Here is a 21,835-nt window from a genome sequence, read left to right as displayed (position 1 = left end):
AAAGCATGGAAAATGGAAATGCAGATAACAAAATAATTGAAATAAATGAAAATGAAATGACGGAGGTTTCTAACAAGGTAAAAGAAGAATTAAAGGACTCTAAAGAAGTTATGGCCCTTACAACTAAGGTTAATATTTCTGATGGGAATGCTATTCTAGAATTTGGAAATGAGCCAGCAGTAAAAATAGCAGAGTTTTCAGATAGGATTTTAAAAACTATAAAAACCTCCAGTGTAGAAGGTTCTAGTGAAATGATAAAACAACTTTCTTCAATTATGAAAAGATTTGATAAAAATGATTTCATTGAGGAAAAGCAAGGATTTTTCCAAAAGCTATTTAACAAGCCTTCTAAAACTATAGAAAAAATAATGGGAAAATACAAAACCATAGGTGGAGAAATTGATAAAATATATACAGAACTTACCACATATAAAAAAGATATCAATGATGTTAATTTAATGTTAGATGCCATGTACGAACAAAATGTTCATTATTATAGAGAGCTTGAAAAATATATAGCAGCAGGAAACATTATAGAACAGGATATAGTAAATCATCTTTTACCTAAGTTAGAAAGCAAGGCAGCTACAAGCGGAGATCAAATGGATGTTATAAATGTGGAGAATATGAAAAATTCCCTAGAACTTTTAAGGCAAAGAATATATGATTTAGAGATGGCAAAAATGGTATCTCTTCAAACAGCTCCACAAATTAGATTAATTCAAAAAGGAAATTATAAGCTTGTATCAAAAATCCATTCAGCTTTTATAGTAACTATTCCTATATTTAAAAATGGAGTAATTCAGGCGGTTGCATTGAAGAGACAAAAAATAGTAGCAGATTCCCTAAGTGAATTAGATAAAACTACTAATGAATTACTTATGAAAAATGCAGAGAACATAAAAACTCAAAGTATTGATATAGCAAGGTTATCGGGTTCTTCTAGTGTTAAAATAGAAACCCTTGAAAACACATGGAATACTATAATGGAAGGTATAAACGAAACAAAGCAAATTGAAGCTGAAAATAAGCAAATAAGAGAACAAAGCCTAGTTAAATTAAAAGATATGCAAGAAAAAATAAAAGAAAAATCCATAGTATAAAAAATTTATAGTATAGAAAAAACTAAAGCGAAGGGAAAAAATTATGTTACAACATTCATTATCAAGAACAGAACTTTTAATAGGCAAAGAAGCCTTAGAAAAATTAAAAAATAGCAAAGTTGTAGTGCTAGGAATTGGTGGTGTTGGAAGTTTTGCAACGGAAGCTTTGGCAAGGGCCGGAGTTGGAAAATTAATTTTAGTAGACGATGATACAGTTTGTCTTACTAATTTAAATAGACAAATTATTGCAACCTACGACACTATTTCAAAGGCAAAAGTAGAGGTTATGAAAGAAAGAATACTTAGCATTAATCCTAAATGCAATGTAAAGCCACTTCAGTGCTTTATAAATAAGGATAATATTAAGGATATAATAGAAGAGGATGTAGATTATGTAATAGATGCCATAGATACAGTTTCTTCTAAAATTGAAGTTATAGATTATTGTTATAAAAATAATATTAAAATTATTAGTTCCATGGGTACTGGTAATAAGTTAGATCCTACAAAGTTTAAAATAACTACTTTAAATAAAACAAAAGTATGTCCTCTTGCAAAGGTTATGAGGCATGAACTAAGAAAAAGAGGAATTGAAAAGGTTAAAGTTCTTTATTCAGAAGAGCTACCTAGAAAACCTAAAATAGAAGAAACCATTACATGCAAAGAAGGATGTGTATGTAATGGAGGAAGCAAAAAATGTTCGCAAAAAAGACAAATTCCTGCAAGCATATCCTTTGTTCCACCAGTAGCAGGCATGATAATAGGTGGGGAAGTAATAAAAGAAATAATAGAAGAATATATTTAAATAAAAAAGAGCTCCTTTTATCAGTAAGGAGCTTTAATAATTTGTGTCACTACTTATTCAACCATTACAATAATGGGGGGCACTGAACAAGCTTATGACGTGGTGTGATGAGGAAACTTTAGTTAATTTTCTTTGTATTCACATATTTCTGAAAAATAACTAAAAGTTTATTTGTGATATAATGTTATCATATAATGAACTAGTTGTAAATATAAAAGAGAGAAAAAATATAAAAATATTGTAATTTTACAGAATATTAATAATAGACACAATAATAAAACATTAGTAATGATAGCTCTAAGTTTAAGAGGAAATTCTTACATTAAATCTTAGAATACTTATACATGGACTGATTATCTTTTATCTCAATTAAAGATAAGTAGGAATCAAATCTTAGGTTTGGTAGGAGTAGCTCTCATAGAATGTGAAGGGCGTATTATGTCGGATAAGTATATAGATAAAACTTACTTATAGATATCCACAATAATACTTTTTATCCTTATTGTTATGTGATATATTCATTTATGGAATTATCCTAAATATAGTATAGGGGGTGAAATATTTAGTCAAATTTTGACTAAATATAAGTATGGGCACAGAAAAAAATAAAATTAATAGAGGGAATCCAGTGGCACTATTGCCAATGGGAGTATTTTTAGTATTATATCTTGCTACATCTATAATTACTAGGGATTTTTACAAAATGCCTGTAATAATTGCACTATTAGCTGCCTGTATAGTTGCATTTATAATGAATCCTAAAGAGTCTATAGATAGTAAACTTGAATTGTTTTGTAAGGGGGCAGGGAATTTAGACATTATAATAATGTTACTTATATTTATATTTTCAGGAGCCTTTGCCAGTGTAGCAAAATCCATGGGAGCTGTAGAATCTACAGTAAATTTGGGTTTAAAGTTCTTACCCAGTAATATTTTAATCGCAGGAGTTTTTCTAATAGCTTCATTTATATCCTTATCTATTGGAACTTCTATGGGAACTATAGCTGCACTTGCACCTATAGCTATGGGAATTGCAGAAAAAATAGGAGTTTCTAGTGCTTTAGCCATGGGAGCTGTGGTTGGAGGGTCTATGTTTGGAGATAATCTATCTATGCTTTCCGACACAACTATAGCAGCTGTTAGAACTCAAAGCACAAATATGAAAGAAAAATTTAAGATCAATCTCTACATGGTAATTCCAGCTGTAGTTATAACTACAATTATTTTAGTATTTATGACTAGGGGGGCTAAGGTAAATTTAACAGGAAATTATGAATATAACATAATAAAAGTAATTCCTTACATAGTAGTACTGGTAGGAGCTTTATCAGGAATAAATGTTCTTACAGTGCTTGCAACAGGTGTTGGACTAGCTGGAATTATAGGCATGGCTACAAAATCCTTTGGAATTTGGGAATTTTTAAAAGCTGCAAATGATGGAATATTAGGAATGTCAGAACTTATAATAATTTCTATGTTAGTAGCGGGACTTGTTCAAATAATCAGCCACAATGGTGGAATAGATTATATGTTGTATATTATTAGCAAAAAAATGAAGAGCAAAAGAGGTGCGGAACTGGGGATTGCTTTTCTAGTAAGTTTAGTGGATTTGTGTACAGCAAATAATACAGTATCCATAGTAATAACGGGTTCTATAGCTAAGAATGTAAGTGAGGAATATGGTATAAGTGGTGCAAGAACCGCTAGTATATTAGACATATTCTCCTGTGCTTTCCAAGGAATAATTCCTTATGGAGCACAATTACTTCTAGCTTCTACTCTATCAAAGCTATCACCAATAGAAATTATGAGATATCTTCATTATCCATATTTAATGTGTATAACTGCCATAGTATTTATAGCAATAGGTTTTCCTAAGGAAAAAAATCTTTTAGGTGTATTAGAAAAAGAAGTAGCTACAACAAAATAATTTGATTTTAAAAGTAGGGTTGTCGTACTAAGAAATCTACATACAATATATTGATTTGCAAATTTAAAATTAGCACAGTATATTGAAGTATTTATTCTTAATACGACAGCCTTATTATTTTATTAATTTAATGCTTTACAACTTTATCATAATAAAGTATAATGAGATTAATTGATTGCTAGATAAAAATTAAAAGCTTAATTTCTAGAGCATTTTAGGGAAGTTTTTAAGATAAAATAGGAACTTAAAAAGGTTAATAGTTAAGGTTCTAGATTATTTTATTAAAGACTAGAAGACATTGAAAATATTATGTTCTTAATAGGAGTAGAAATTTTTAAAGGGGAGAAGAGGATGAAAATGAAAAAATATAAGATTTTAAACTTTTTAATGGTAGTAATTATTTCTTTAACTTTTATTGCTTGTGGCAATAAAGAGAAGGGAAACACTTTAAATGACATAAAAAATAAGGGGAAATTTGTTGTAGGATTAGATGACAGCTTTCCACCTATGGGATTTAGAAGTGAAAAAGAAGAAATAGTAGGTTTTGATATAGACCTTGCAAAGGAAGTAGCAAAACGTATGAAACTTAATGTAGAGTTTAAAACTGTAGAGTGGGATGGGGTTATAGGAAGTTTAAATAATGGAGACATAGATTTAATATGGAATGGGCTTACAATAACTGAAAATAGAAAAAAACAAATAGAATTTTCAAATCCATATTTAGAAAATAAACAAATAATAGTAGTTAATAAAGAGTCAAATATAGGAAGTAAAAAAGGGTTAAAAGGAAAAATCGTAGGAGTACAAATGGGAAGTAGTAGCTATGAAGCTTTTAGCAAGGATGAAGAAATTTCAAATGATGTAGTAGAAACAAAAAAGTATTCTAAAAACACGGAGGCACTTATGGACTTAGAGGCTAAAAGGATAGATGCTGTTGTAGTTGATGAAGTAGTAGGAAGATACTATATTTCTAAAAAACCAGGACTTTATAAAGTATTAAGTGAAGATTTTGGAAGGGAACAATATGGTGTTGGTTTTAGAAAAGAGGAGATCGAGTTTAAAAAAGAGGTTGATAAGATATTAGATCAGATGAAAAAGGATGGAACTACAGAAAGTATATCAAAAAAATGGTTTGGGGAAAATATTATAAAATAGTTAGGAGAAATTATGAGAATTTTTAATATAAGTCTATATTTAATAAAAGGATTGAATATAACCTTAAGTATATATTTTATAACTACCTTAGTTGCTATGCCTTTAGGATTAATATTTTCCTTAGGGAAGGTAGGAAGTAGTAGAATAATTAAGGGCGTTTTAGAAGGGTATACCTGGATATTTAGGGGAACCCCTCTACTTTTACAACTAATATTTATATACTTCGGTTTAGGAACTATAGGAATTAAGTTTACACCTTTTATGGCAGCTAATTTAGCTTTTATATTAAATTATGCTGCATATTATACAGAAATATTTAGAGGAGGAATAACTTCCATAGATAAAGGACAATATGAGGGAGCTTATGTTATTGGATTAAATAGAAGGCAGACTATGATTAATATAATTTTTCCACAGGCTTTTAAAAGAGTTATACCTTCTATAACCAATGAATCTATAAATTTAATAAAAGATACAGCCTTAGTTTCTGTAATAGGTATGGGGGACATGCTTAGAAATGCTAAGGAAATAGTAACGAGGGAGTTTGACATAACCCCTTTATTTATAGCAGGATTATTATATTTGATCTTAACTTACTTAATTTTATATTTATTTAAAAGTTTAGAGAAAAAATATGGATACTTTAATTAAGAGGTGAGATATGGAGATTTTAAGATTAGAAAATATAAATAAATATTATAATAAAGACTTGGCTTTAAAAGATATAAATATTTCAATAGAAGAGGGAGATATAGTATCTATTATAGGTCCATCAGGTTCAGGAAAAAGTACCTTATTACGTAGTATTATAGGCTTAGAAGAAATATCAAGTGGTAAGATTTTAAAAGATTCTACAATTGAAATGGGCATGGTATTTCAAAGTTTTAACTTATTTCCACATAAAACTGTATTAGAAAATGTAATTATAGGTCCCATGTTAAATAAAAAAATTAAAAAAGAGGAAGCTATTAAAATAGGAGAGAAATTTTTAGAGAGAGTTGGACTATTAGGGAAAAAGAATGATTACCCGGGAAATTTGTCAGGTGGACAAAAACAAAGGGTAGCTATTGCAAGGGCACTAGCTATGAAACCTAAAATTATATTATTTGATGAACCTACCTCTGCCTTAGATCCAGAATTGGTTGGGGAAGTACTAAAAGTTATAAGGGAATTAAAAGAGGATAAAATAACCATGATAATAGTGACTCATGAAATTTCCTTTGCAAGGGATATTTCTTCTAAGATTATTTTTATGGAGAAGGGTAAAATTTTACTAAATGATTATGTAGAAGAGGTTTTTAATAATAAAAACACTAGAATTCAAGAGTTTTTACAAGGAGCTATGTAAATTATCAGGAAAAGAATCTATCAGCATTTTCATCTAATACAGTATTATTTAAAAATCTTTAGGGAAATATAAAAAAACTGTCTAAATATATAGATATATTCTACCAGCTGTTTTATAATTAGTATGGGAATATATTTATTATTATTAAAGTACAAAATAAATAAAGTAAATCACCGCATAATAATGGGAGGTAAAGTGATGGATATTAATGAATTAGTCGTAAAAACTATAAGGGTGCTTTCAGTTGAGGCAATAGAAAAAGCAAATTCAGGTCATCCAGGTTTACCATTAGGGGCTGCTCCTATGGCGTATACTCTTTGGGGTAAAGTTATGAATCATAATCCTGAAAACACTAATTGGATAAATAGAGATAGATTTATTTTATCAGCAGGTCATGGTTCAGCATTACTATATTCTTTACTTCATACTTTTGGATATGATATTTCAATTGAAGATTTAAAGAATTTTAGACAATGGGGAAGTAAGACACCAGGACATCCAGAATACGGTCATACTGCAGGAGTAGAAGTAACTACAGGTCCTCTTGGTCAAGGAGTTGCAAATGGTGTTGGAATGGCTATGGCTGAAGCACATTTAGCAGCGAAATTTAATAAAGAAAATTATAATGTAATTGATCATTATACTTATGTTTTAGCAGGTGATGGTTGCATGATGGAAGGTATAGCATCAGAAGCATCATCCCTAGCTGGAACATTGGGATTAGATAAATTAATAGTTTTATATGACTCTAACAATATATCTATAGAAGGAAATACTGATATAGCATTTAGAGAAAATGTAGCTAAGAGATATGAAGCTTATGGATGGAGTGTATTCCATGTAGAAGATGGAAACAACATAGAAGAAATCGAAAAGGCTATTTTAAAGGCTAAAGAAGATAAGGAAAGACCTTCTCTTATTGAAATTAAAACAACAATAGGATATGGATCTCCAAAACAAGGTACATCTGGTGTTCATGGATCACCATTAGTTGGCGAAAATATGAAATCTACAAAGGATTTCTATAAGTGGAATGAAGCAGAAGATTTTTCTGTTCCATCAGAAGTAAAAGAATTTACAGAAAGCATGAAAAAACTAGGTAAAGAAAAAGAAGAGGCATGGAATAAGTTATTTGAAGAGTATAAAAAAGCTTATCCAGAATTAGCTAAGGAATGGGAAAGATATTTCAATGAAAACCTATCTGAAGTTATAAATAATGAAGATTTATGGAATTTTGAAAGTGCTGTAGCTACAAGAGCAGCTTCAGGTACAGTTATAAATAAATTAACTAAACTTATGCCTAATTTATTTGGTGGTTCTGCTGACCTTGCACCATCAAACAATACTAATATGAAAGGCTTAGGAGAGTTCTCTAAAGAAGATAATAGCGGAAGCAATATTCACTTTGGAGTAAGAGAGCATGCTATGGCAGCTATAGGAAACGGTATTATGCTTCATGGTGGATTAAGAAGTTTCGTTGCTACCTTCTTTGTATTCTCAGACTACATGAAAGGTTCTATGAGACTATCAGCTTTAATGAAACTACCATTAGTTTATATATTAACTCATGATAGTATCGGTGTAGGTGAAGATGGACCAACTCATGAACCAGTAGAACATTTAGTAGCTTTAAGAAGTATACCTAACTTTACTGTATTTAGACCAGCAGATGCTAGGGAAACAACAGCAGGTTGGATTTCTGCATTAGAACGTAAGGATGGACCAACAGGACTTGTACTTTCAAGACAAAATCTACCTCTATTAGAGGGTACAGGTAAAGAGGCTTTAAAAGGAGCTTATATATTAAAGGATAGTGAAAAGGACGTTCCAGATGCTATTTTAATGGCTTCAGGTTCAGAGGTTTCATTAATATTTGAAGCTGAAAAAGTATTAAGAGAAAAAGGTATAGATGCTAGAGTAATTAGTATGCCATCATGGGAGATTTTTGAAGAGCAAGGAAAAGAATATAAGGAAAGAATTCTACCAAGTGCTGTAAGAAATAGAGTTGCAGTAGAAGCTGGCTCTTCTGTGGGATGGCATAAATATGTAGGTTTAGATGGAGAAGTAATATCTATAGATACTTTTGGAGCATCAGCACCAGGAGAGATATTATTTAAAGAATTTGGATTTACTGTAGATAATGTAGTTGAAACAGTATTAAAAGTAGTTAATAAATAATTTAGATCAAGTAACAAACTAAGTCTAAGGATTTTAGTTTAAAACTCCTATAGAGTATGCTTTTAAAAGGCTACTATCTATAGGGGTTTTTTCAATAAAGCATATTAAAAATCTAAATAAGCATGTTTCGAAAGCACTTCATTATACATATATAGAAAGGATGAGTTACTTGAAAATATTAAAGGAAAAAATCTTAGAAGAAGGTAAAATCTTAGAAGGAAATATACTAAAGGTAGATATGTTTTTAAATCATCAAATGGATGTTAAGTTGTTTAATGAAATGGGAAAAGAATTTAAAGAAAGATTTAAAGAAGAAAAAATAGATAAAATATTAACAATAGAGGCTTCAGGAATAGGAATTGCTTGTATAATATCTCAGTATTTCGATTATGTTCCTGTAGTTTTTGCAAAAAAATTTCAAAGTGCAAACTTAGATAGTGAATGTTATCAGGCAGATGTATTTTCTTATACTAAGCAAAAAAGGTATAATGTAAGAGTAAGTAAAAATTATTTAAAAGAAGGAGAGAGAATTTTAATAATAGATGATTTTTTAGCTAATGGAAGAGCTGCCCTAGGTCTTATAGATATTGTAAGACAAGCTGGTGCCGTACCAGTAGGAGTAGGTATTGTAATAGAAAAAGGATTCCAAATAGGAAGAAGTGAAATTGAAAAAGAAGGAGTTAGGGTAGAATCCCTTGCTATATTAGATAATATAGAGAATAATAAAGTTATATTTAAATAGTTATATTTTCTTAGTTTAGATAAAAGGAAAAGAGTGTATAAATATGAAGGTTAAATATGCAGATTATATTAAAGGGAATAGTATATTAGAAAAAGATTTTAATTTTCAGTACATAGATAATAATAAATTTAAGGGGTATGCCGCTATATCTTATTTTAGAAAAGTTACAGAACCACGTTATGCTGAAATGAATGGAAAAAAATATTTAATTTTAGATGAGGGATATACTTGGATTCAATATTTTCCGAAGGGACTTAATTATGCAGTTACTGTAATGTTTAACACTGAAAAAGAGATTATACAGTGGTATTTTGATATTTGTAAGGGAAACGAAATAGATAGTAGAGGAATTCCTTATTTTTATGATCTTTATCTAGATGTGGTACTTTTGCCACAGGGGAAAATTATGCTTTTAGATGAAGATGAGTTAGAGGAAGCTTATAATATAGGAGATATTACAAAGGAAGACTTCTTTATGGCAAAGGAGCTCGCTTATAGGATTTTAAGTGAATTAAAAAAAGATGAAAATTCTATTGTGGATTTTAGTAAAAATCATATAGAAGAAATGGAAAAATTACTTTAAGCTTTATGAAAATGATAATTTCACATAAGTTCCTTTAGTTAGAGTATAATATAAAAATATAATTAAGAGAATAAACATAAAAAATATATATAAATATGAATCTTAAATAAAGGGTGAAATATATGAAGAAGAGATTAATTAGTTTTATTGTGGTTTTTATATTTTCCTTTAGTTTAACAGGGTGTGAAAAGGATGAAAAGCTTTCAAAGAGAGATACATATATGCTTGGTACCATAATAAGTCTAAAATATTATGGAGAAAATGGAGAAAAAGCAATTGAGGAGTCCTTAGATAAACTAAAGGATATAGAAAATAAAATGTCTTTAAATATAGATAGTAGTGAAATATGTAAACTAAATAAAAATGCGGGGAAAACTTATACAAAGGTAAGCAAAGATACCTATGAAGTTATAAATGAAGCTTTGGAGTATGGTGAATTATCAAAGGGAGCATTTGATATATCTATCCTTCCCGTAAGTTCTCTTTGGAATATTGGTACTGATAATCCTAGGGTTCCAGAAAGTGAAGAAATTAAAAATGCTTTAAAATACGTTAATTATAAAAATATAGTTTTAAATAAAAAAGATAATAGTGTATTTTTAAAAGAAGGTAATATGGCTATAGACCTAGGAGGAATAGCTAAGGGGTATGCAGCAGATCAGTTAAAGAGTATAGTAGAAAAATATAAAATTAAAAGAGCTTTTATAAACCTTGGTGGAAATCTCTATGTTTATGGAGAAAAGGAAAAGGGTGAGCCATGGAATATAGGCATACAAGATCCACTAGGAGATAAGGGGAAATCTTTTGCCACATTAAGAGTTAAAAATAAGTCTGTAGTAACATCAGGAAACTATGAAAGGTATTTTATTAAAAATGGGAAGAGATATCATCATATATTTGATCCTAAAACAGGATATCCTGCAGAGAGAGGAATTATAAGTAGTACCATAATATCTGATAAGTCTATGGATGGAGATGCTCTATCTACAGCTACCTATGTTTTAGGAGTAGATGAGGCTATGAAGCTTATTAATTCTTTAAAGGGAGTAGAAGCTGTATTTGTAACTGCAGATAAGAAAGTATACACTACAGAAGGTATAAAAGATTCCCTTGAAATAACTAATGGAGAGTTTACTTATGAAAAGGGGAGATAAGTTTATTATAAGTTTTGTAGTAGTGGTTTTTCTACTTAGCTTAGCCTCTATGGTGTTTTATAAAAGTGGAAAAGATAGAAATCTAATAGCTGTGGTTGAAAAGGAAGGGAAGGAAGTTTATAGATTTAATATAACTAAATTTGAAGGGGAGAAAGAAATAAAAGTAGAACTACATAAGGGAGAATATAATTTAGTTGAAATCCAAAAGGGAAGAATTAGATTTAAAGATGCTAATTGCAGTGATAAAGTCTGTGTAAGAAGTGGATGGCTTTCTAGAAAAGGAGATATGTCCATATGCTTACCACATAGGATAGCTATTAAAATATTAGGTGAAAAAGAAGATTTGGATGAAGTAACTTATTAAGATTATTTAAGTTAATTGGATGTGATTTTATGAAGGATACGAAGAAACTATTGTATTTAAGTTTTTGTATAGGTATAGCTCTTGTAATTTACTTTATAGAAGCTCAGATACCCGTACTTTTTCCAGGAATAAAGTTAGGACTTGCAAATTCAGTATCCCTATTTGTTTTGATGTATTTTGGATGGAAGGAAGCCTTAGTAGTAATGATAATAAGGACCTTTCTAGGTTCTGTATTTGGAGGAAATATCTTTGCTTTCTTATTTAGCATTTTAGGAGGACTTTTTAGTAACATATCCACAATAATAGCCCTAAAGTATTTTAAAGAAGAAGTAAGCATAGAATGGCTTAGTGTTTTTGGTGCAGTATTTCATAATATTGGACAACTTTTAGTGGCAGCTTTTATAATTAGAGATTTTAGAATCTATTTCTACTTTCCTATTTTAACCTTATCTGCAGTTGCTACAGGTTACTTCACAGGTACAGTTACTAAAAATCTATATAGTAGACTAAATAAAACCAGGTTGCCATTTTAAAATAGCAACCTGGTTTTATTATTCTTAACGTAGTGAAGTAGTGATGAAGTGACTTTCATATTAAGATTTTCATATGGCAAAGCCTTTCATTTAAAGAGTTTCTTTTAATTCTATTTTTTCCCCATGAGCTCTTATTACTTTTGTAGGACACTTTTGAACACAAGTCATACATAAAGTACACTTATCTTTATCCACAACTGGTAGATTGTTTTCCATAGTTATGGCACCTTCTGGACAATTTCTTGCACATAATCCACAGGTTATACATCCTACATTACATACATCTTTAACTTCTTTAAGCTTGTCTCTTGAATTACAAGAAACTCTGATTACTGCTGACTTTGGTTTTAACTCTATTAGATTTTTTGGACAGGCTACAGTGCAAGCACCACAAGCTGTACATTTTTCTTCATCTACAATGGCAACGCCATCTACTACATGAATAGCATCAAACTTACAAGCTTTAACACAGGTTCCTAAACCTAAACATCCATAAGTACAAGATTTACTTCCACCACCAGGAATTATAGCAGCTTGAGCACAATCCATTTCTCCATAATATTGTCCACTTGTCTTTGCCTCAGTGCAAACACCTGAACATTTTACAAAGGCTTTTTTAGGCTCTCCCATTTCAACTGAAACCCCCATAATTGTACCGATTTTTTCAGCAGCAGGAGCACCTGCTACAGCACAAAGATTGGCTTCAGCTTCTCCACGCACTACAGCTTCAGCATATGCATCACAGCCAGCATATCCACATCCTCCACAGTTTGCACCAGGTAGACAATCTCTAACTAGAGGTACTCTTTCATCTACAGGAACGTGGAATTTTTTTGATGCATATCCTAAGATTATTCCAAATACTAGTCCTAATCCCCCTAAGCTAAGGGCAGGATATAATAATAATTTTAATTCCATAATAGCACCTCCAAATTAGTGAATTAAACCTTGGAATCCTAAAAAGGCAATAGACATTAATCCTGCTGTAATTAAGGATATTGGAAGGCCTTTCATAGATTCAGGCATATATTCATTTTCATCTAATCTCTCTCTTATACCTGCAAGTAATACTATGGCAAGCATATAACCAAGACCAGAAGCAAAACCAAATACTACAGATTCTAACATATTGTAGCTTTCATTCATGTTTATAATAACAGCACCTAGAATAGCACAGTTAGTTGTTATAAGAGGTAAAAATATACCTAATGCACTATATAAGGCTGGACTTGACTTCTTTAAAAACATTTCTACAAATTGTACTAAAGCTGCAATAACTAAGATAAAGGCTATGGTATACATGTAGCCTATACCAAGTGGAAGCAATATTACATTATAAACTACATAGGATATAAAGGAAGCTAGTACCATAACAAAAGTAACAGCACACCCCATACCAAAGGCAGTTTTTATTTTTTTAGAAACACCAAGGAAAGAACAAATTCCTAGGAATTTTGAAAGAACAAAGTTATTTACAAGTAAAGCAATTAAAAATATCTTAAGTAAATTCATTTATATTACCCTTCTTTCTATTAGGTTACTCCCCATGTTTTACAGAACAATGAGCACAGTTTCCATCACAACCAGCAAATTCTTTAATCCTTTTATTTTCTTTCTCTTTTTTAGCATTTCTATAGTTAATTAAAGCCATTAAAATACCAAGAGTAAAGAAAGCACCTGGTGCTAGAATCATTATAATAGCAGGTTGAAAAGAAGCAGGCATTATTTGATAGTCAAATACTTTACCAGTTCCAAGCAATTCTCTTATTATACCTATTACAGTTAGGGAAAGTGTAAAACCAAGACCTTGTCCAAGACCATCAAATATAGATATAATTGGACCATTTTTAGAAGCAAAAGCTTCAGCTCTACCAAGGATTACACAGTTAACAACAATAAGAGGTATAAATATTCCTAAAGATTTATAAAGTGAAGGAACAAAACCTTGCATTAAAAACTGTAGCAAGGTAACAAAACCTGCTATAACAACTATAAATGATGGAATACGTATTTTATCAGGAATAAGTTTTCTAAGTAAAGATATAACAAAGTTAGATCCCATTAAAACTACAGTAGATGCAATTCCCATTCCAATACCATTTTTAGCACTAGTAGTTACGGCTAGGGTAGGGCACATTGCAAGCACTTGAACAAAAGTTACGTTTTCTGTTATTACACCATTTTTAATTCTCTCTAAAGGAGTATACATTATTTACTACCTCCTTCTAATTCACTTTTATAGTATTTCACCGCTTCATTAACTGCTGAAGTTACAGCTCTTGAAGTAATAGTAGCTCCAGTAATAGCTTGTATTTCATTATCCTTTGAAGGGGTGGTTTTTATAACTTCTATATCCTTATCAATAGATTTTTCTTTATATTGATTATAGAAGTTTGGATTTGTTGAGTTTGCACCAAGACCAGGAGTTTCAGATTGATTTAATATTTTTATCCCTTCAACCTTACCGTCCTTTGATATACCTACCATTAAGTCTATTTTTCCACCATAACCCTTTGTTTGGATTTTTATTGCATATCCTATGGTGTCATTACCAAGCTTTGCTTCATTTAATTCTAATATATTTTCTGGTAATTTAGCATCTTCCTTTTTCTTAAAGGTTTCTGCTTTTGTTAGTATTTCTTTCATAGCTTCATTATTTTCTTTTTCTGTTTGTTTCGCTATAGGGTCTTTGGTTATACTATAAGCAAAACCAAGGATTAGACCAGCACAAGCAGTAATAATAAGAAGTAAGCCCCCTAATTTTAGTGAATCAGATTTTTTATCCATACTACTTCACCCCCCCAAATTTTTTAGGAGTAATGAACTTATCAATTAGTGGCACAACTAGGTTCATAATTAATATGGAATAAGATACACCTTCAGGATATCCTCCAAAAATACGAATAACAGTTGCAATTATACCACAGCCTATAGCAAAGACTATTTGACCTCTTTTTGTAACTGGGGAAGTTGTATAATCCGTTGCCATAAAGAAGGCTCCTAACATTAATCCTCCAGTAAATATTTCATATAATCCATTACCATATGAAAATCCACTATTTCTTAATAAAGTAGTAAGTATAGCCACAGTACCTATATAAAATACTGGAATCTCCCAAGAGATTATTTTTTTATACAAAAGGTAAGCTGCACCTATTAAAATAGCTAAGGCAGAGGTTTCTCCAATACAGCCACCGATATTTCCTAAGAATGCATTTGCTAGAGAAGGCAGTTCTTGAAAGTTAGCTCCACTTTTCAAAAGAGCCAGTGGGGTAGCTGTAGTTGAACCATCTAAGGTCCAAGTAGTCATGGCTACAGGCCAAGAAGCAAGCAAAACTGCTCTAGCAGCTAATGCTGGGTTTACAATGTTTTGACCTAATCCACCAAATAGTTGTTTTACTACTATAATAGCAAAAACACATCCTATGACTACCATCCAAAGGGGGATAGTTGGTGGAGTATTAAAAGCTATTAGTATTCCAGTAACTACAGCACTATAATCATTAATAGTAATCTTTCTACCAGTAAATCTTTGCCATAAATATTCTGATAAAACAGAAGATATTATAGCAGTTAAAATAACTATTAAAGCTCTCAATTTAAAAAAGTAAACTCCAGCTATACAAGCAGGTATAAGAGCTATAACTACATCTCTCATAATAGTTTGAACAGAATCATTTGACCTAATATGAGGAGATGATGACAAAGTTAAAATTGGTTCATTCATTTAAGTCACTCTCCTTATTTAGCTTTCTTCTTATTTGCTATAACAGCACGTTTTGCAGTTCTTATAGACTGTACTAAGTGTTTTTTAGCAGGACATACAAATGTACAGCAGCCACATTCTATACAATCTAAACCATTAAAAGATTCAAAATCTTCTAGTTCGCTTCTATTAGCAAGTGAGTCGAGCTTACATGGTATAAGTTCCATAGGGCAAGCTTGAACACATCTTCCACACCTAATACAATTTGATGAGTCAGGAAGTACTGCACCTTCTTTTGTAAGGCATAGAATTCCTGAAGTTCCTTTCATAATAGGCATGTCCAATGTACTAATAGTCATACCCATCATAGGGCCACCAGATATAATTTTAACTGGATCTTCTTTAAAGCCACCACAAGCTTCAATAAGTTCCTTTACAGAAGTACCTAATTTCACTTTTAAGTTTTTAGGATTACGTAGAGCCTCACCAGTTACAGTAACAACTCTTTCTGTAAGAGGAATATCTAGAACTATAGCTTTATAAATAGCATTCATAGTAGCTATATTTTGTACTATACACCCTACATCTGCAGGAAGTTTTCCAGAGGGTACTTCTCTTTTAGTTATAGAGTAGATTAATTGTTTTTCAGCACCTTGAGGATACTTTGTTTTTAAAGCTTTTACCTCAATATTTTGTTCATCTTCTGCTAGTTTTTTCATGACTTCAATAGCATCTAGCTTATTATTTTCAATACCTATATAACCCTTAGCTTTTGGAAACAGTTTAAGAACTATTTTTAAACCTTCAATTATATTTTTTCCCTCTTCCAGCATAAGCCTATGATCGCAAGTTAAATAAGGCTCACATTCAGCACCATTTACTATAATGGAATCGATTTCTTTATCCTCTGGAGGGGAAAGTTTTATATGAGTTGGGAAAGCAGCGCCACCCATACCAACAATTCCTGAATTTTTAACTATTTCTCTTATTTCTTCAGCGGAAAGTTTATTATAATCCCTTTTTATATGTTCAGTATTTACATTTTCATATTCTCCATCATTTTCAATGATAATTGACATTACTTTCATTCCACTAGGAGTAATGACAGGAGCAATATTTTTAACGGTTCCAGAAACACTACTAAAAATAGGAGAAGAAACAAAAGCCTTAGATTCCGCTATTTTTTGTCCAACTAATACCCTATCTCCTTTTTTCACTAGGGATTCACAAGGAGCACCAATGTGTTGTGATAAAGGAAATACTAGATCTCCTTTTGGCATATACTCCTCTATTTTTTCTTTCTCTGTAAGATATTTTCCATGAGGAGGATGAATGCCTTTTTTAAAAGTTAGTAGATTCATTTTATTACTTCCTTTCTAATTTATTGATTAGAAAAATAAGTTTAAACTGTAGGCTAAATTAAATTTTAGCCCTATGTATTAATGTATAAAGGGTTAAATAAAAAATTTATTTATTTAAAATAAATTTTAAATAGGTATTAAAAAGTCTGAAAAAACAATTATACAAAATTTTCAATAAAAGCTTAATTTTATATATATGAAATTAAGTTTTGCTATATGAATTATATTGTAACATAGATATTTAAAAATTTATAGTAGTGAATTTTCCAAAAATTTTGATAAAAAAATAACAATGTCGAGTTTTGAAGGAAAAAAATAAGGGGTGGTAGAAAAGAGTGGCTACGTCCCTAGAGAAGGATTTCCCCTAAAGGATAATGACTTCTTAGGAGTAGAACTCCTAAGAAGTCTGTTAAGAAGCTTCAGAGGAAGTAAAAACTCCCGCTGAAACAAGAACTTTGTTTATAGCCTATTAATATAATGAAGAATTCAATTATTAATATAATAATAAGTACTTTTAATAATTTTTTGAATTTAGGATTCATATAATAGCCTCCAGTGCAGTACTCTATTACTATATTTATTAAATAAACAGGCAAAATATAAATAAATATAAAACCATAAGTAAACATGCAAAATATAAATATAAAACTATAAATAAAGGCTTAGAATTTAAAAAAATTCTAAGCCTACATTGTCCTTATTTTATTTAAAAAAATCTTTTAATACTTCGTTGTTCTCCATAACTGACATTAGAGGTAACCCAACTCCATAGCAACATACAAGCTGACCAATTCCTACATAAAGCATATTTAAATAAAGTGGCATATCTTTAACATAAAGTAATTTTAGCATAGTTCCAATTACAAAAGCATTTACAATTACTGAAGGAAGTGGTGCTAAATATTTTTTGTACTTTAAGTTGCTTTTGCCTATGTAGTAAGTGATTATAGCAGCTATTAGGGTTGCTAGGGAACCAAATATTAAATCAGGTAGCCCCATAGGACTTATTATATTAGAAGCAATACATCCAATAAAAAGTCCATATATTGCATAGGGTGAGAAATAAGGTAAAACTGTTAGTCCCTCTGCAATTCTAAATTGAATAGGTCCATAACTTAAAAAGCTTAGGCTTACAGTTATGGCTGAATAAATTGCAGCAAGTATAGCTGCAAACACAATTTTTTGCGTCTTAGATTTAGTTTGACCTATCATACTAGTCTTAGACGCCTCCTTTGAGTTTTCTATCATAACAAATACCTCCGTAGTTTTATTTAAAGACAGGATATTGCGAACTGTCCTATAAAATTTTAATATAATAAGACTCAATAGTCAAAACAAATTTTATACCATCTTCTTCAAAATGGCACAAAAGAGCGGTTATCTACTTAGATAATAAGTTCTAAGCTTTAGGAGAGTAAAGATTTATCTTAAAGTCAAGAACTTCCTTTATTGATTAAATGAATTTAAAATGATATATTATTTCTGATAGGTGTATATACACTTGTAAAGATAAAATATAAGGGGTGTAAATATGAGTACAAATATAGTTGAAAAAATACAGAAATTAAAAGAGGAGAAAAATGCAATTATTTTAGCACATTATTATCAAAACCCTGAAATACAAGATATAGCAGATTACGTGGGAGATTCTTATTATTTAAGCAAAGTAGGTATGGAAAGCAAAGCGGATGTAATTGTATTTTGTGGAGTAAAATTTATGGCTGAGGGAGCTAAAATATTATCTCCAGAAAAAAGAGTTTTATTAACTCATGAAGATGCTCTTTGTTGCATGGCTTTAATGGCAGATAAAGAGGGTATAGAAGAGATGAAAAAGAAACATCCTAAGGCAAAGGTAGTTTGTTATGTAAATTCCTCCTCAGAAGTTAAAGCGGTTTCAGATGTATGCTGTACTTCAGCCTCTGCACTTAATATAATAAACAATTTAGATACAGAGGAAATTATATTTGTTCCAGATAAAAATTTAGGCTCTTATATTGCTGAGAAGGCTCCTAATAAAAATATTATACTATGGCATGGATGTTGTAATATACACGATATTATAGAACCTAAGGATATTATCGAAGCTAAGAATAAATATGGACAAGACATAGTAATCTTAGCCCATCCAGAGTGCAATAAAGAAGTTAGGGATATGGCTCACTATGTTGGAAGCACTTCAGGCATAATAGATTATGCTACACAGTGTAAAGCTAAAGAATATCTAATAGTTACAGATGAAGGAGTTATTCATGAATTAAAAAAGAAAAATCCTAATAAAACTTTTTATAGCCTAGGTATGAGATGCAATAGTATGAAGATAACTACTTTAGATAGAGTTTACAACTGTCTTTTAAACATGGAAGGAGAAATCTTTGTAGATGAGGATATAAGAATTAAAGCCTATAATGCACTAGACAATATGCATAAACTGGGTTCTTAGAAGTCGTTATCCAGGGACGTAACTGCTCTTTTCTCTAGAGCGGGTAGTCATCGGATAAACAGAATTCTTAGGAGTTTTACTCCTTAGAAGTCGTTATCCAGGGACGTACCTGCTCTTTTCTCTAGAGCAGGTAGTCATCGGATAAACAAGGTGGATAAGCTACAAATTATAGAAGGTGATTTTATATGATTAAAGATACAGAGGTTTTAATAATTGGTGCTGGTGTGGCAGGGTTATATTTTGCACTAAATTTGCATAGCAGTATAAAAGTTACCATAGTTACAAAAGAGGCTTTAGGAGTGTGTAACTCAAGTCTTGCACAGGGAGGAATTTCAACTAGAAAAGATATAAATGATACGGAGACCTATATAGAAGATACTTTAAGAGCAGGGTCTTATAGAAATGATTTAAATGCGGTTAAAATATTAGTAGAAGAGTCTAATGAAAATATAAATAAATTATTAGATTTCAAAGTTCCCTTTGATAAGGAGGCAGGAAATCTTCATTATACAAGAGAAGGTGCACACAGTATTTTTAGAATAGTTCATTGTAAGGATCAAACTGGTAAAGTTGTTACAGATACATTGATAAAAAGGATTAAGGAAAAAGAAAATGTGGAAATACTAGAACATATAAATATAGTAGATTTACTTTCCATTAATAATACATGTTATGGGGCAGTAGGAATTGATACTAAGAAAAATAGTATAATTAGATTTTATTCTAAGGAAACTGTAATAGCTTCAGGGGGGTTAGGTGGAATATTTAAGAATTCTACAAATGAAAGAGAAATTAAAGGTCTATCTTTATCCTTAGGAGTAAAACACAATATTGAAATGCAGGATATAGAGTTTATACAATTTCATCCAACTTCCCTTTATGAAGAAAATAGGAGTAAAAAATTTTTGATTTCTGAATCCTTAAGAGGGGAAGGTGGAAAACTTTTAAATTCAGATAATAAAAGATTTATTGATGAACTCTTACCTAGAAATGTGGTTTCAAGAGCTATATTAGAGGAAGAAAAAAAGACAGAAAAACCTTATGTTTTTTTAGATATGACTCATGTAGGAGAGGATTTTATAAAAAATAGATTTCCAGGGATTTATTCTGTATGTTTAGAAAAAGGCATTGATATAACTAGGGAAAAGATAAAAGTAACCCCAGCACAGCATTACTTTATGGGAGGACTAAAGGTAGATACTCTTAGTAGAACTTCTATGAAAAATCTATTTGCAGTCGGGGAAGCTAGTTGTACGGGGGTTCATGGAGAAAATAGACTTGCAAGCAATTCACTTTTAGAAGCCTTAGTATTTTCTAAAAGAGGTGCAGAGTTTGTAAATGAAAATATACATAAGGTTCCCCCATCAAACTTTAAAAATCATATTAAAAATTATATTTCTCAGTATTCAATAGAAGAGGCTGTAAATGAAGATAAGAAAAACATTAAACTAGCTACTAAAAAAATAGAGGAAGTTAGGAGTGATCTTAAAGATGAATTGGTTAATTGTAGATAATATTATAAAAGAAGCTTTAAATGAGGATTGTCCTTTTGGGGATGTTACAACAGAAGCAATAGTAGATAAAGATAGTACATGCACCGTAGATTTAATTTCAAAAGAAGAGGGGATTATAGCAGGTATTGAGGTGTTTAGCAGAGTTTATCATATACTTCAAGATGTAGAGGTTACTTTTTTTATAAAAGAGGGAGAAAGGGTTAAAAAAAATCAGGTAATAGGTAAAATTAAAGGAAATACAAGAAAGGTTTTAATAGGAGAAAGGGTAGCCCTAAATTTAATTCAAAGATTAAGTGGAATTGCAACGCTTACTAATAAATTTATTAGTAAATTAGAGAACACTAAAACTAAACTCCTAGACACTAGAAAAACCACTCCCAACTTAAGAATTCTAGAAAAGTATGCAGTATCCATAGGTGGAGGCAATAACCACAGATTTAATTTAAGTGACGGAGTTTTGATAAAAGATAATCATATAGACGCAGCTGGTGGAATAAAAGAAGCTGTATTTAAGGCAAGAGAATATGCACCCTTTGTTAGAAAAATAGAAGTTGAAGTTGAAACTTTAAGTGAGGTTAAAGAAGCACTACAGTGCGGAGTAGATATTATAATGCTAGATAATATGGACATAGATACCTTAAAAGAGGCAGTGAGCTTAATAGGAAATAGAGCTAAAACTGAAGCTTCTGGAAATGTAACCCTAGATAATATCGAAGAAATAGCTAAAACAGGTGTGAATTACATATCTTCAGGATACATTACACACTCATATAAGGCTTTTGACTTAAGTATGAAGAATTTAGAATTGATAGATTGAGTTAAATTTACTATAATAGAAACTAAGAGTAAGAGAATAAAAGAATAAAAATAAAAAAATAAAAGAATTTTACTAATAAAAAGTTAATAATATTTAAAAGTA

General features: G+C 30.6%; 22 protein-coding genes. 15 read left to right on the top strand and 7 right to left on the bottom strand.

Features of this window, described 5'->3' with window-relative positions; translation table 11 throughout:
* Nucleotides 1–5 precede the first annotated feature (5 nt).
* The 12 genes from FNZ64_RS01605 (at nucleotide 6) to FNZ64_RS01550 (ending at nucleotide 11,895) form a co-directional block, all read left to right on the top strand.
* Nucleotides 6–1,103 carry a toxic anion resistance protein gene (locus FNZ64_RS01605; RefSeq protein ID WP_142413135.1) on the top strand — a complete coding sequence of 366 codons (1,098 nt, stop codon included), beginning with the start codon at nucleotides 6–8 and terminating at the stop codon, nucleotides 1,101–1,103.
* Between the two features lie 43 nt (nucleotides 1,104–1,146).
* Nucleotides 1,147–1,908, top strand: coding sequence for a tRNA threonylcarbamoyladenosine dehydratase (locus FNZ64_RS01600; protein WP_142413134.1), 762 nt, complete (start codon nucleotides 1,147–1,149; stop codon nucleotides 1,906–1,908).
* A 589-nt stretch (nucleotides 1,909–2,497) separates the two neighbouring features.
* On the top strand, nucleotides 2,498–3,838 hold the full coding sequence (locus FNZ64_RS01595) for a Na+/H+ antiporter NhaC family protein (RefSeq protein WP_142413133.1): 1,341 nt from the start codon (nucleotides 2,498–2,500) through the stop codon (nucleotides 3,836–3,838).
* A gap of 357 nt (nucleotides 3,839–4,195) precedes the next feature.
* Nucleotides 4,196–4,993: an amino acid ABC transporter substrate-binding protein gene (locus FNZ64_RS01590; protein ID WP_142413770.1), complete on the top strand. Its 798-nt coding sequence runs from the start codon at nucleotides 4,196–4,198 to the stop codon at nucleotides 4,991–4,993.
* 9 nt (nucleotides 4,994–5,002) lie between these two features.
* Nucleotides 5,003–5,644, top strand: a complete 642-nt coding sequence (locus tag FNZ64_RS01585) for an amino acid ABC transporter permease (RefSeq protein ID WP_142413132.1) — start codon at nucleotides 5,003–5,005, stop codon at nucleotides 5,642–5,644.
* A 16-nt stretch (nucleotides 5,645–5,660) separates the two neighbouring features.
* Nucleotides 5,661–6,341, top strand: a complete 681-nt coding sequence (locus tag FNZ64_RS01580) for an amino acid ABC transporter ATP-binding protein (protein ID WP_185903679.1) — start codon at nucleotides 5,661–5,663, stop codon at nucleotides 6,339–6,341.
* Between the two features lie 198 nt (nucleotides 6,342–6,539).
* Nucleotides 6,540–8,519: a transketolase gene (gene tkt, locus FNZ64_RS01575; RefSeq protein ID WP_142413130.1), complete on the top strand. Its 1,980-nt coding sequence runs from the start codon at nucleotides 6,540–6,542 to the stop codon at nucleotides 8,517–8,519.
* A gap of 169 nt (nucleotides 8,520–8,688) precedes the next feature.
* Nucleotides 8,689–9,261, top strand: coding sequence for a xanthine phosphoribosyltransferase (locus tag FNZ64_RS01570; protein WP_142413129.1), 573 nt, complete (start codon nucleotides 8,689–8,691; stop codon nucleotides 9,259–9,261).
* Between the two features lie 43 nt (nucleotides 9,262–9,304).
* On the top strand, nucleotides 9,305–9,844 hold the full coding sequence (locus FNZ64_RS01565; protein WP_142413128.1) for a ribonuclease FAU-1 family protein: 540 nt from the start codon (nucleotides 9,305–9,307) through the stop codon (nucleotides 9,842–9,844).
* Nucleotides 9,845–9,966: 122 nt separating this feature from the next.
* The gene (locus FNZ64_RS01560; RefSeq protein ID WP_142413127.1) at nucleotides 9,967–10,998 is read left to right on the top strand and encodes an FAD:protein FMN transferase; all 1,032 of its coding nucleotides are present in this window, start codon (nucleotides 9,967–9,969) and stop codon (nucleotides 10,996–10,998) included.
* Entirely contained in the window at nucleotides 10,982–11,362 is a 381-nt protein-coding gene (locus FNZ64_RS01555) for a NusG domain II-containing protein (protein ID WP_185903644.1), read from the top strand. Before FNZ64_RS01560 ends, FNZ64_RS01555 begins: the two co-directional genes overlap by 17 nt.
* A 29-nt stretch (nucleotides 11,363–11,391) precedes the next feature.
* Nucleotides 11,392–11,895, top strand: a complete 504-nt coding sequence (locus FNZ64_RS01550) for a Gx transporter family protein (protein WP_142413125.1) — start codon at nucleotides 11,392–11,394, stop codon at nucleotides 11,893–11,895.
* A 90-nt stretch (nucleotides 11,896–11,985) separates the two neighbouring features.
* Here FNZ64_RS01550 and FNZ64_RS01545 read toward each other — a convergent pair whose 3' ends face one another.
* The 7 genes from FNZ64_RS01545 to FNZ64_RS01515 form a co-directional block, all read right to left on the bottom strand.
* The gene (locus tag FNZ64_RS01545) at nucleotides 11,986–12,813 is read right to left on the bottom strand and encodes an RnfABCDGE type electron transport complex subunit B (RefSeq protein WP_142413124.1); all 828 of its coding nucleotides are present in this window, start codon (nucleotides 12,811–12,813) and stop codon (nucleotides 11,986–11,988) included.
* 15 nt (nucleotides 12,814–12,828) lie between these two features.
* Nucleotides 12,829–13,407: an electron transport complex protein RnfA gene (locus tag FNZ64_RS01540; protein WP_142413123.1), complete on the bottom strand. Its 579-nt coding sequence runs from the start codon at nucleotides 13,405–13,407 to the stop codon at nucleotides 12,829–12,831.
* Between the two features lie 25 nt (nucleotides 13,408–13,432).
* Nucleotides 13,433–14,104 (bottom strand): electron transport complex subunit RsxE, encoded by a 672-nt coding sequence (rsxE, locus tag FNZ64_RS01535; protein WP_142413122.1) that lies wholly within the window; start codon nucleotides 14,102–14,104, stop codon nucleotides 13,433–13,435.
* The gene (locus FNZ64_RS01530) at nucleotides 14,104–14,682 is read right to left on the bottom strand and encodes an RnfABCDGE type electron transport complex subunit G (RefSeq protein WP_142413121.1); all 579 of its coding nucleotides are present in this window, start codon (nucleotides 14,680–14,682) and stop codon (nucleotides 14,104–14,106) included. Before FNZ64_RS01530 ends, rsxE begins: the two co-directional genes overlap by 1 nt.
* A gap of 1 nt (nucleotide 14,683) precedes the next feature.
* Nucleotides 14,684–15,622 (bottom strand): RnfABCDGE type electron transport complex subunit D, encoded by a 939-nt coding sequence (locus FNZ64_RS01525; RefSeq protein WP_142413120.1) that lies wholly within the window; start codon nucleotides 15,620–15,622, stop codon nucleotides 14,684–14,686.
* Between the two features lie 14 nt (nucleotides 15,623–15,636).
* Nucleotides 15,637–16,962, bottom strand: a complete 1,326-nt coding sequence (rsxC, locus tag FNZ64_RS01520) for an electron transport complex subunit RsxC (RefSeq protein WP_142413119.1) — start codon at nucleotides 16,960–16,962, stop codon at nucleotides 15,637–15,639.
* 702 nt (nucleotides 16,963–17,664) lie between these two features.
* Complete coding sequence (locus FNZ64_RS01515; RefSeq protein WP_243129171.1) at nucleotides 17,665–18,210, bottom strand: QueT transporter family protein; 546 nt, start codon at nucleotides 18,208–18,210, stop codon at nucleotides 17,665–17,667.
* A gap of 283 nt (nucleotides 18,211–18,493) precedes the next feature.
* On the opposite strand from FNZ64_RS01515, the gene nadA reads away from it, so the two are divergent.
* The 3 genes from nadA (at nucleotide 18,494) to nadC (ending at nucleotide 21,733) form a co-directional block, all read left to right on the top strand.
* The gene (gene nadA, locus FNZ64_RS01510; RefSeq protein ID WP_142413118.1) at nucleotides 18,494–19,402 is read left to right on the top strand and encodes a quinolinate synthase NadA; all 909 of its coding nucleotides are present in this window, start codon (nucleotides 18,494–18,496) and stop codon (nucleotides 19,400–19,402) included.
* A gap of 185 nt (nucleotides 19,403–19,587) precedes the next feature.
* Nucleotides 19,588–20,916 carry an L-aspartate oxidase gene (locus FNZ64_RS01505; protein ID WP_142413117.1) on the top strand — a complete coding sequence of 443 codons (1,329 nt, stop codon included), beginning with the start codon at nucleotides 19,588–19,590 and terminating at the stop codon, nucleotides 20,914–20,916.
* On the top strand, nucleotides 20,894–21,733 hold the full coding sequence (gene nadC, locus FNZ64_RS01500; RefSeq protein WP_142413116.1) for a carboxylating nicotinate-nucleotide diphosphorylase: 840 nt from the start codon (nucleotides 20,894–20,896) through the stop codon (nucleotides 21,731–21,733). Before FNZ64_RS01505 ends, nadC begins: the two co-directional genes overlap by 23 nt.
* The last annotated feature ends 102 nt before the right edge of the window (nucleotides 21,734–21,835 follow it).

Origin of the sequence: Hathewaya massiliensis, from assembly GCF_902143515.1 — a bacterium.
Lineage (GTDB): Bacteria > Bacillota > Clostridia > Clostridiales > Clostridiaceae > Hathewaya > Hathewaya massiliensis.
Note: the sequence above shows the minus strand (reverse complement) of the source record. Positions and strands in the feature narration are given on the sequence as shown.

What these genes read in the sequence shown, in the direction of transcription:
- FNZ64_RS01560 (WP_142413127.1), top strand. Translation starts at nt 9,967, where the DNA reads ATGAAGAAGAGATTAATTAGTTTTATTGTGGTTTTTATATTTTCCTTT.
- tkt (WP_142413130.1), top strand. Translation starts at nt 6,540, where the DNA reads ATGGATATTAATGAATTAGTCGTAAAAACTATAAGGGTGCTTTCAGTT.
- FNZ64_RS01505 (WP_142413117.1), top strand. Translation starts at nt 19,588, where the DNA reads ATGATTAAAGATACAGAGGTTTTAATAATTGGTGCTGGTGTGGCAGGG.
- FNZ64_RS01525 (WP_142413120.1), bottom strand. Translation starts at nt 15,622, where the DNA reads ATGAATGAACCAATTTTAACTTTGTCATCATCTCCTCATATTAGGTCA.
- FNZ64_RS01595 (WP_142413133.1), top strand. Translation starts at nt 2,498, where the DNA reads ATGGGCACAGAAAAAAATAAAATTAATAGAGGGAATCCAGTGGCACTA.
- FNZ64_RS01590 (WP_142413770.1), top strand. Translation starts at nt 4,196, where the DNA reads ATGAAAAAATATAAGATTTTAAACTTTTTAATGGTAGTAATTATTTCT.
- FNZ64_RS01515 (WP_243129171.1), bottom strand. Translation starts at nt 18,210, where the DNA reads ATGATAGAAAACTCAAAGGAGGCGTCTAAGACTAGTATGATAGGTCAA.
- FNZ64_RS01550 (WP_142413125.1), top strand. Translation starts at nt 11,392, where the DNA reads ATGAAGGATACGAAGAAACTATTGTATTTAAGTTTTTGTATAGGTATA.
- nadC (WP_142413116.1), top strand. Translation starts at nt 20,894, where the DNA reads ATGAATTGGTTAATTGTAGATAATATTATAAAAGAAGCTTTAAATGAG.
- FNZ64_RS01540 (WP_142413123.1), bottom strand. Translation starts at nt 13,407, where the DNA reads ATGAATTTACTTAAGATATTTTTAATTGCTTTACTTGTAAATAACTTT.
- rsxC (WP_142413119.1), bottom strand. Translation starts at nt 16,962, where the DNA reads ATGAATCTACTAACTTTTAAAAAAGGCATTCATCCTCCTCATGGAAAA.
- FNZ64_RS01600 (WP_142413134.1), top strand. Translation starts at nt 1,147, where the DNA reads ATGTTACAACATTCATTATCAAGAACAGAACTTTTAATAGGCAAAGAA.
- nadA (WP_142413118.1), top strand. Translation starts at nt 18,494, where the DNA reads ATGAGTACAAATATAGTTGAAAAAATACAGAAATTAAAAGAGGAGAAA.
- FNZ64_RS01530 (WP_142413121.1), bottom strand. Translation starts at nt 14,682, where the DNA reads ATGGATAAAAAATCTGATTCACTAAAATTAGGGGGCTTACTTCTTATT.
- FNZ64_RS01605 (WP_142413135.1), top strand. Translation starts at nt 6, where the DNA reads ATGGAAAATGGAAATGCAGATAACAAAATAATTGAAATAAATGAAAAT.
- rsxE (WP_142413122.1), bottom strand. Translation starts at nt 14,104, where the DNA reads ATGTATACTCCTTTAGAGAGAATTAAAAATGGTGTAATAACAGAAAAC.
- FNZ64_RS01565 (WP_142413128.1), top strand. Translation starts at nt 9,305, where the DNA reads ATGAAGGTTAAATATGCAGATTATATTAAAGGGAATAGTATATTAGAA.
- FNZ64_RS01555 (WP_185903644.1), top strand. Translation starts at nt 10,982, where the DNA reads ATGAAAAGGGGAGATAAGTTTATTATAAGTTTTGTAGTAGTGGTTTTT.
- FNZ64_RS01545 (WP_142413124.1), bottom strand. Translation starts at nt 12,813, where the DNA reads ATGGAATTAAAATTATTATTATATCCTGCCCTTAGCTTAGGGGGATTA.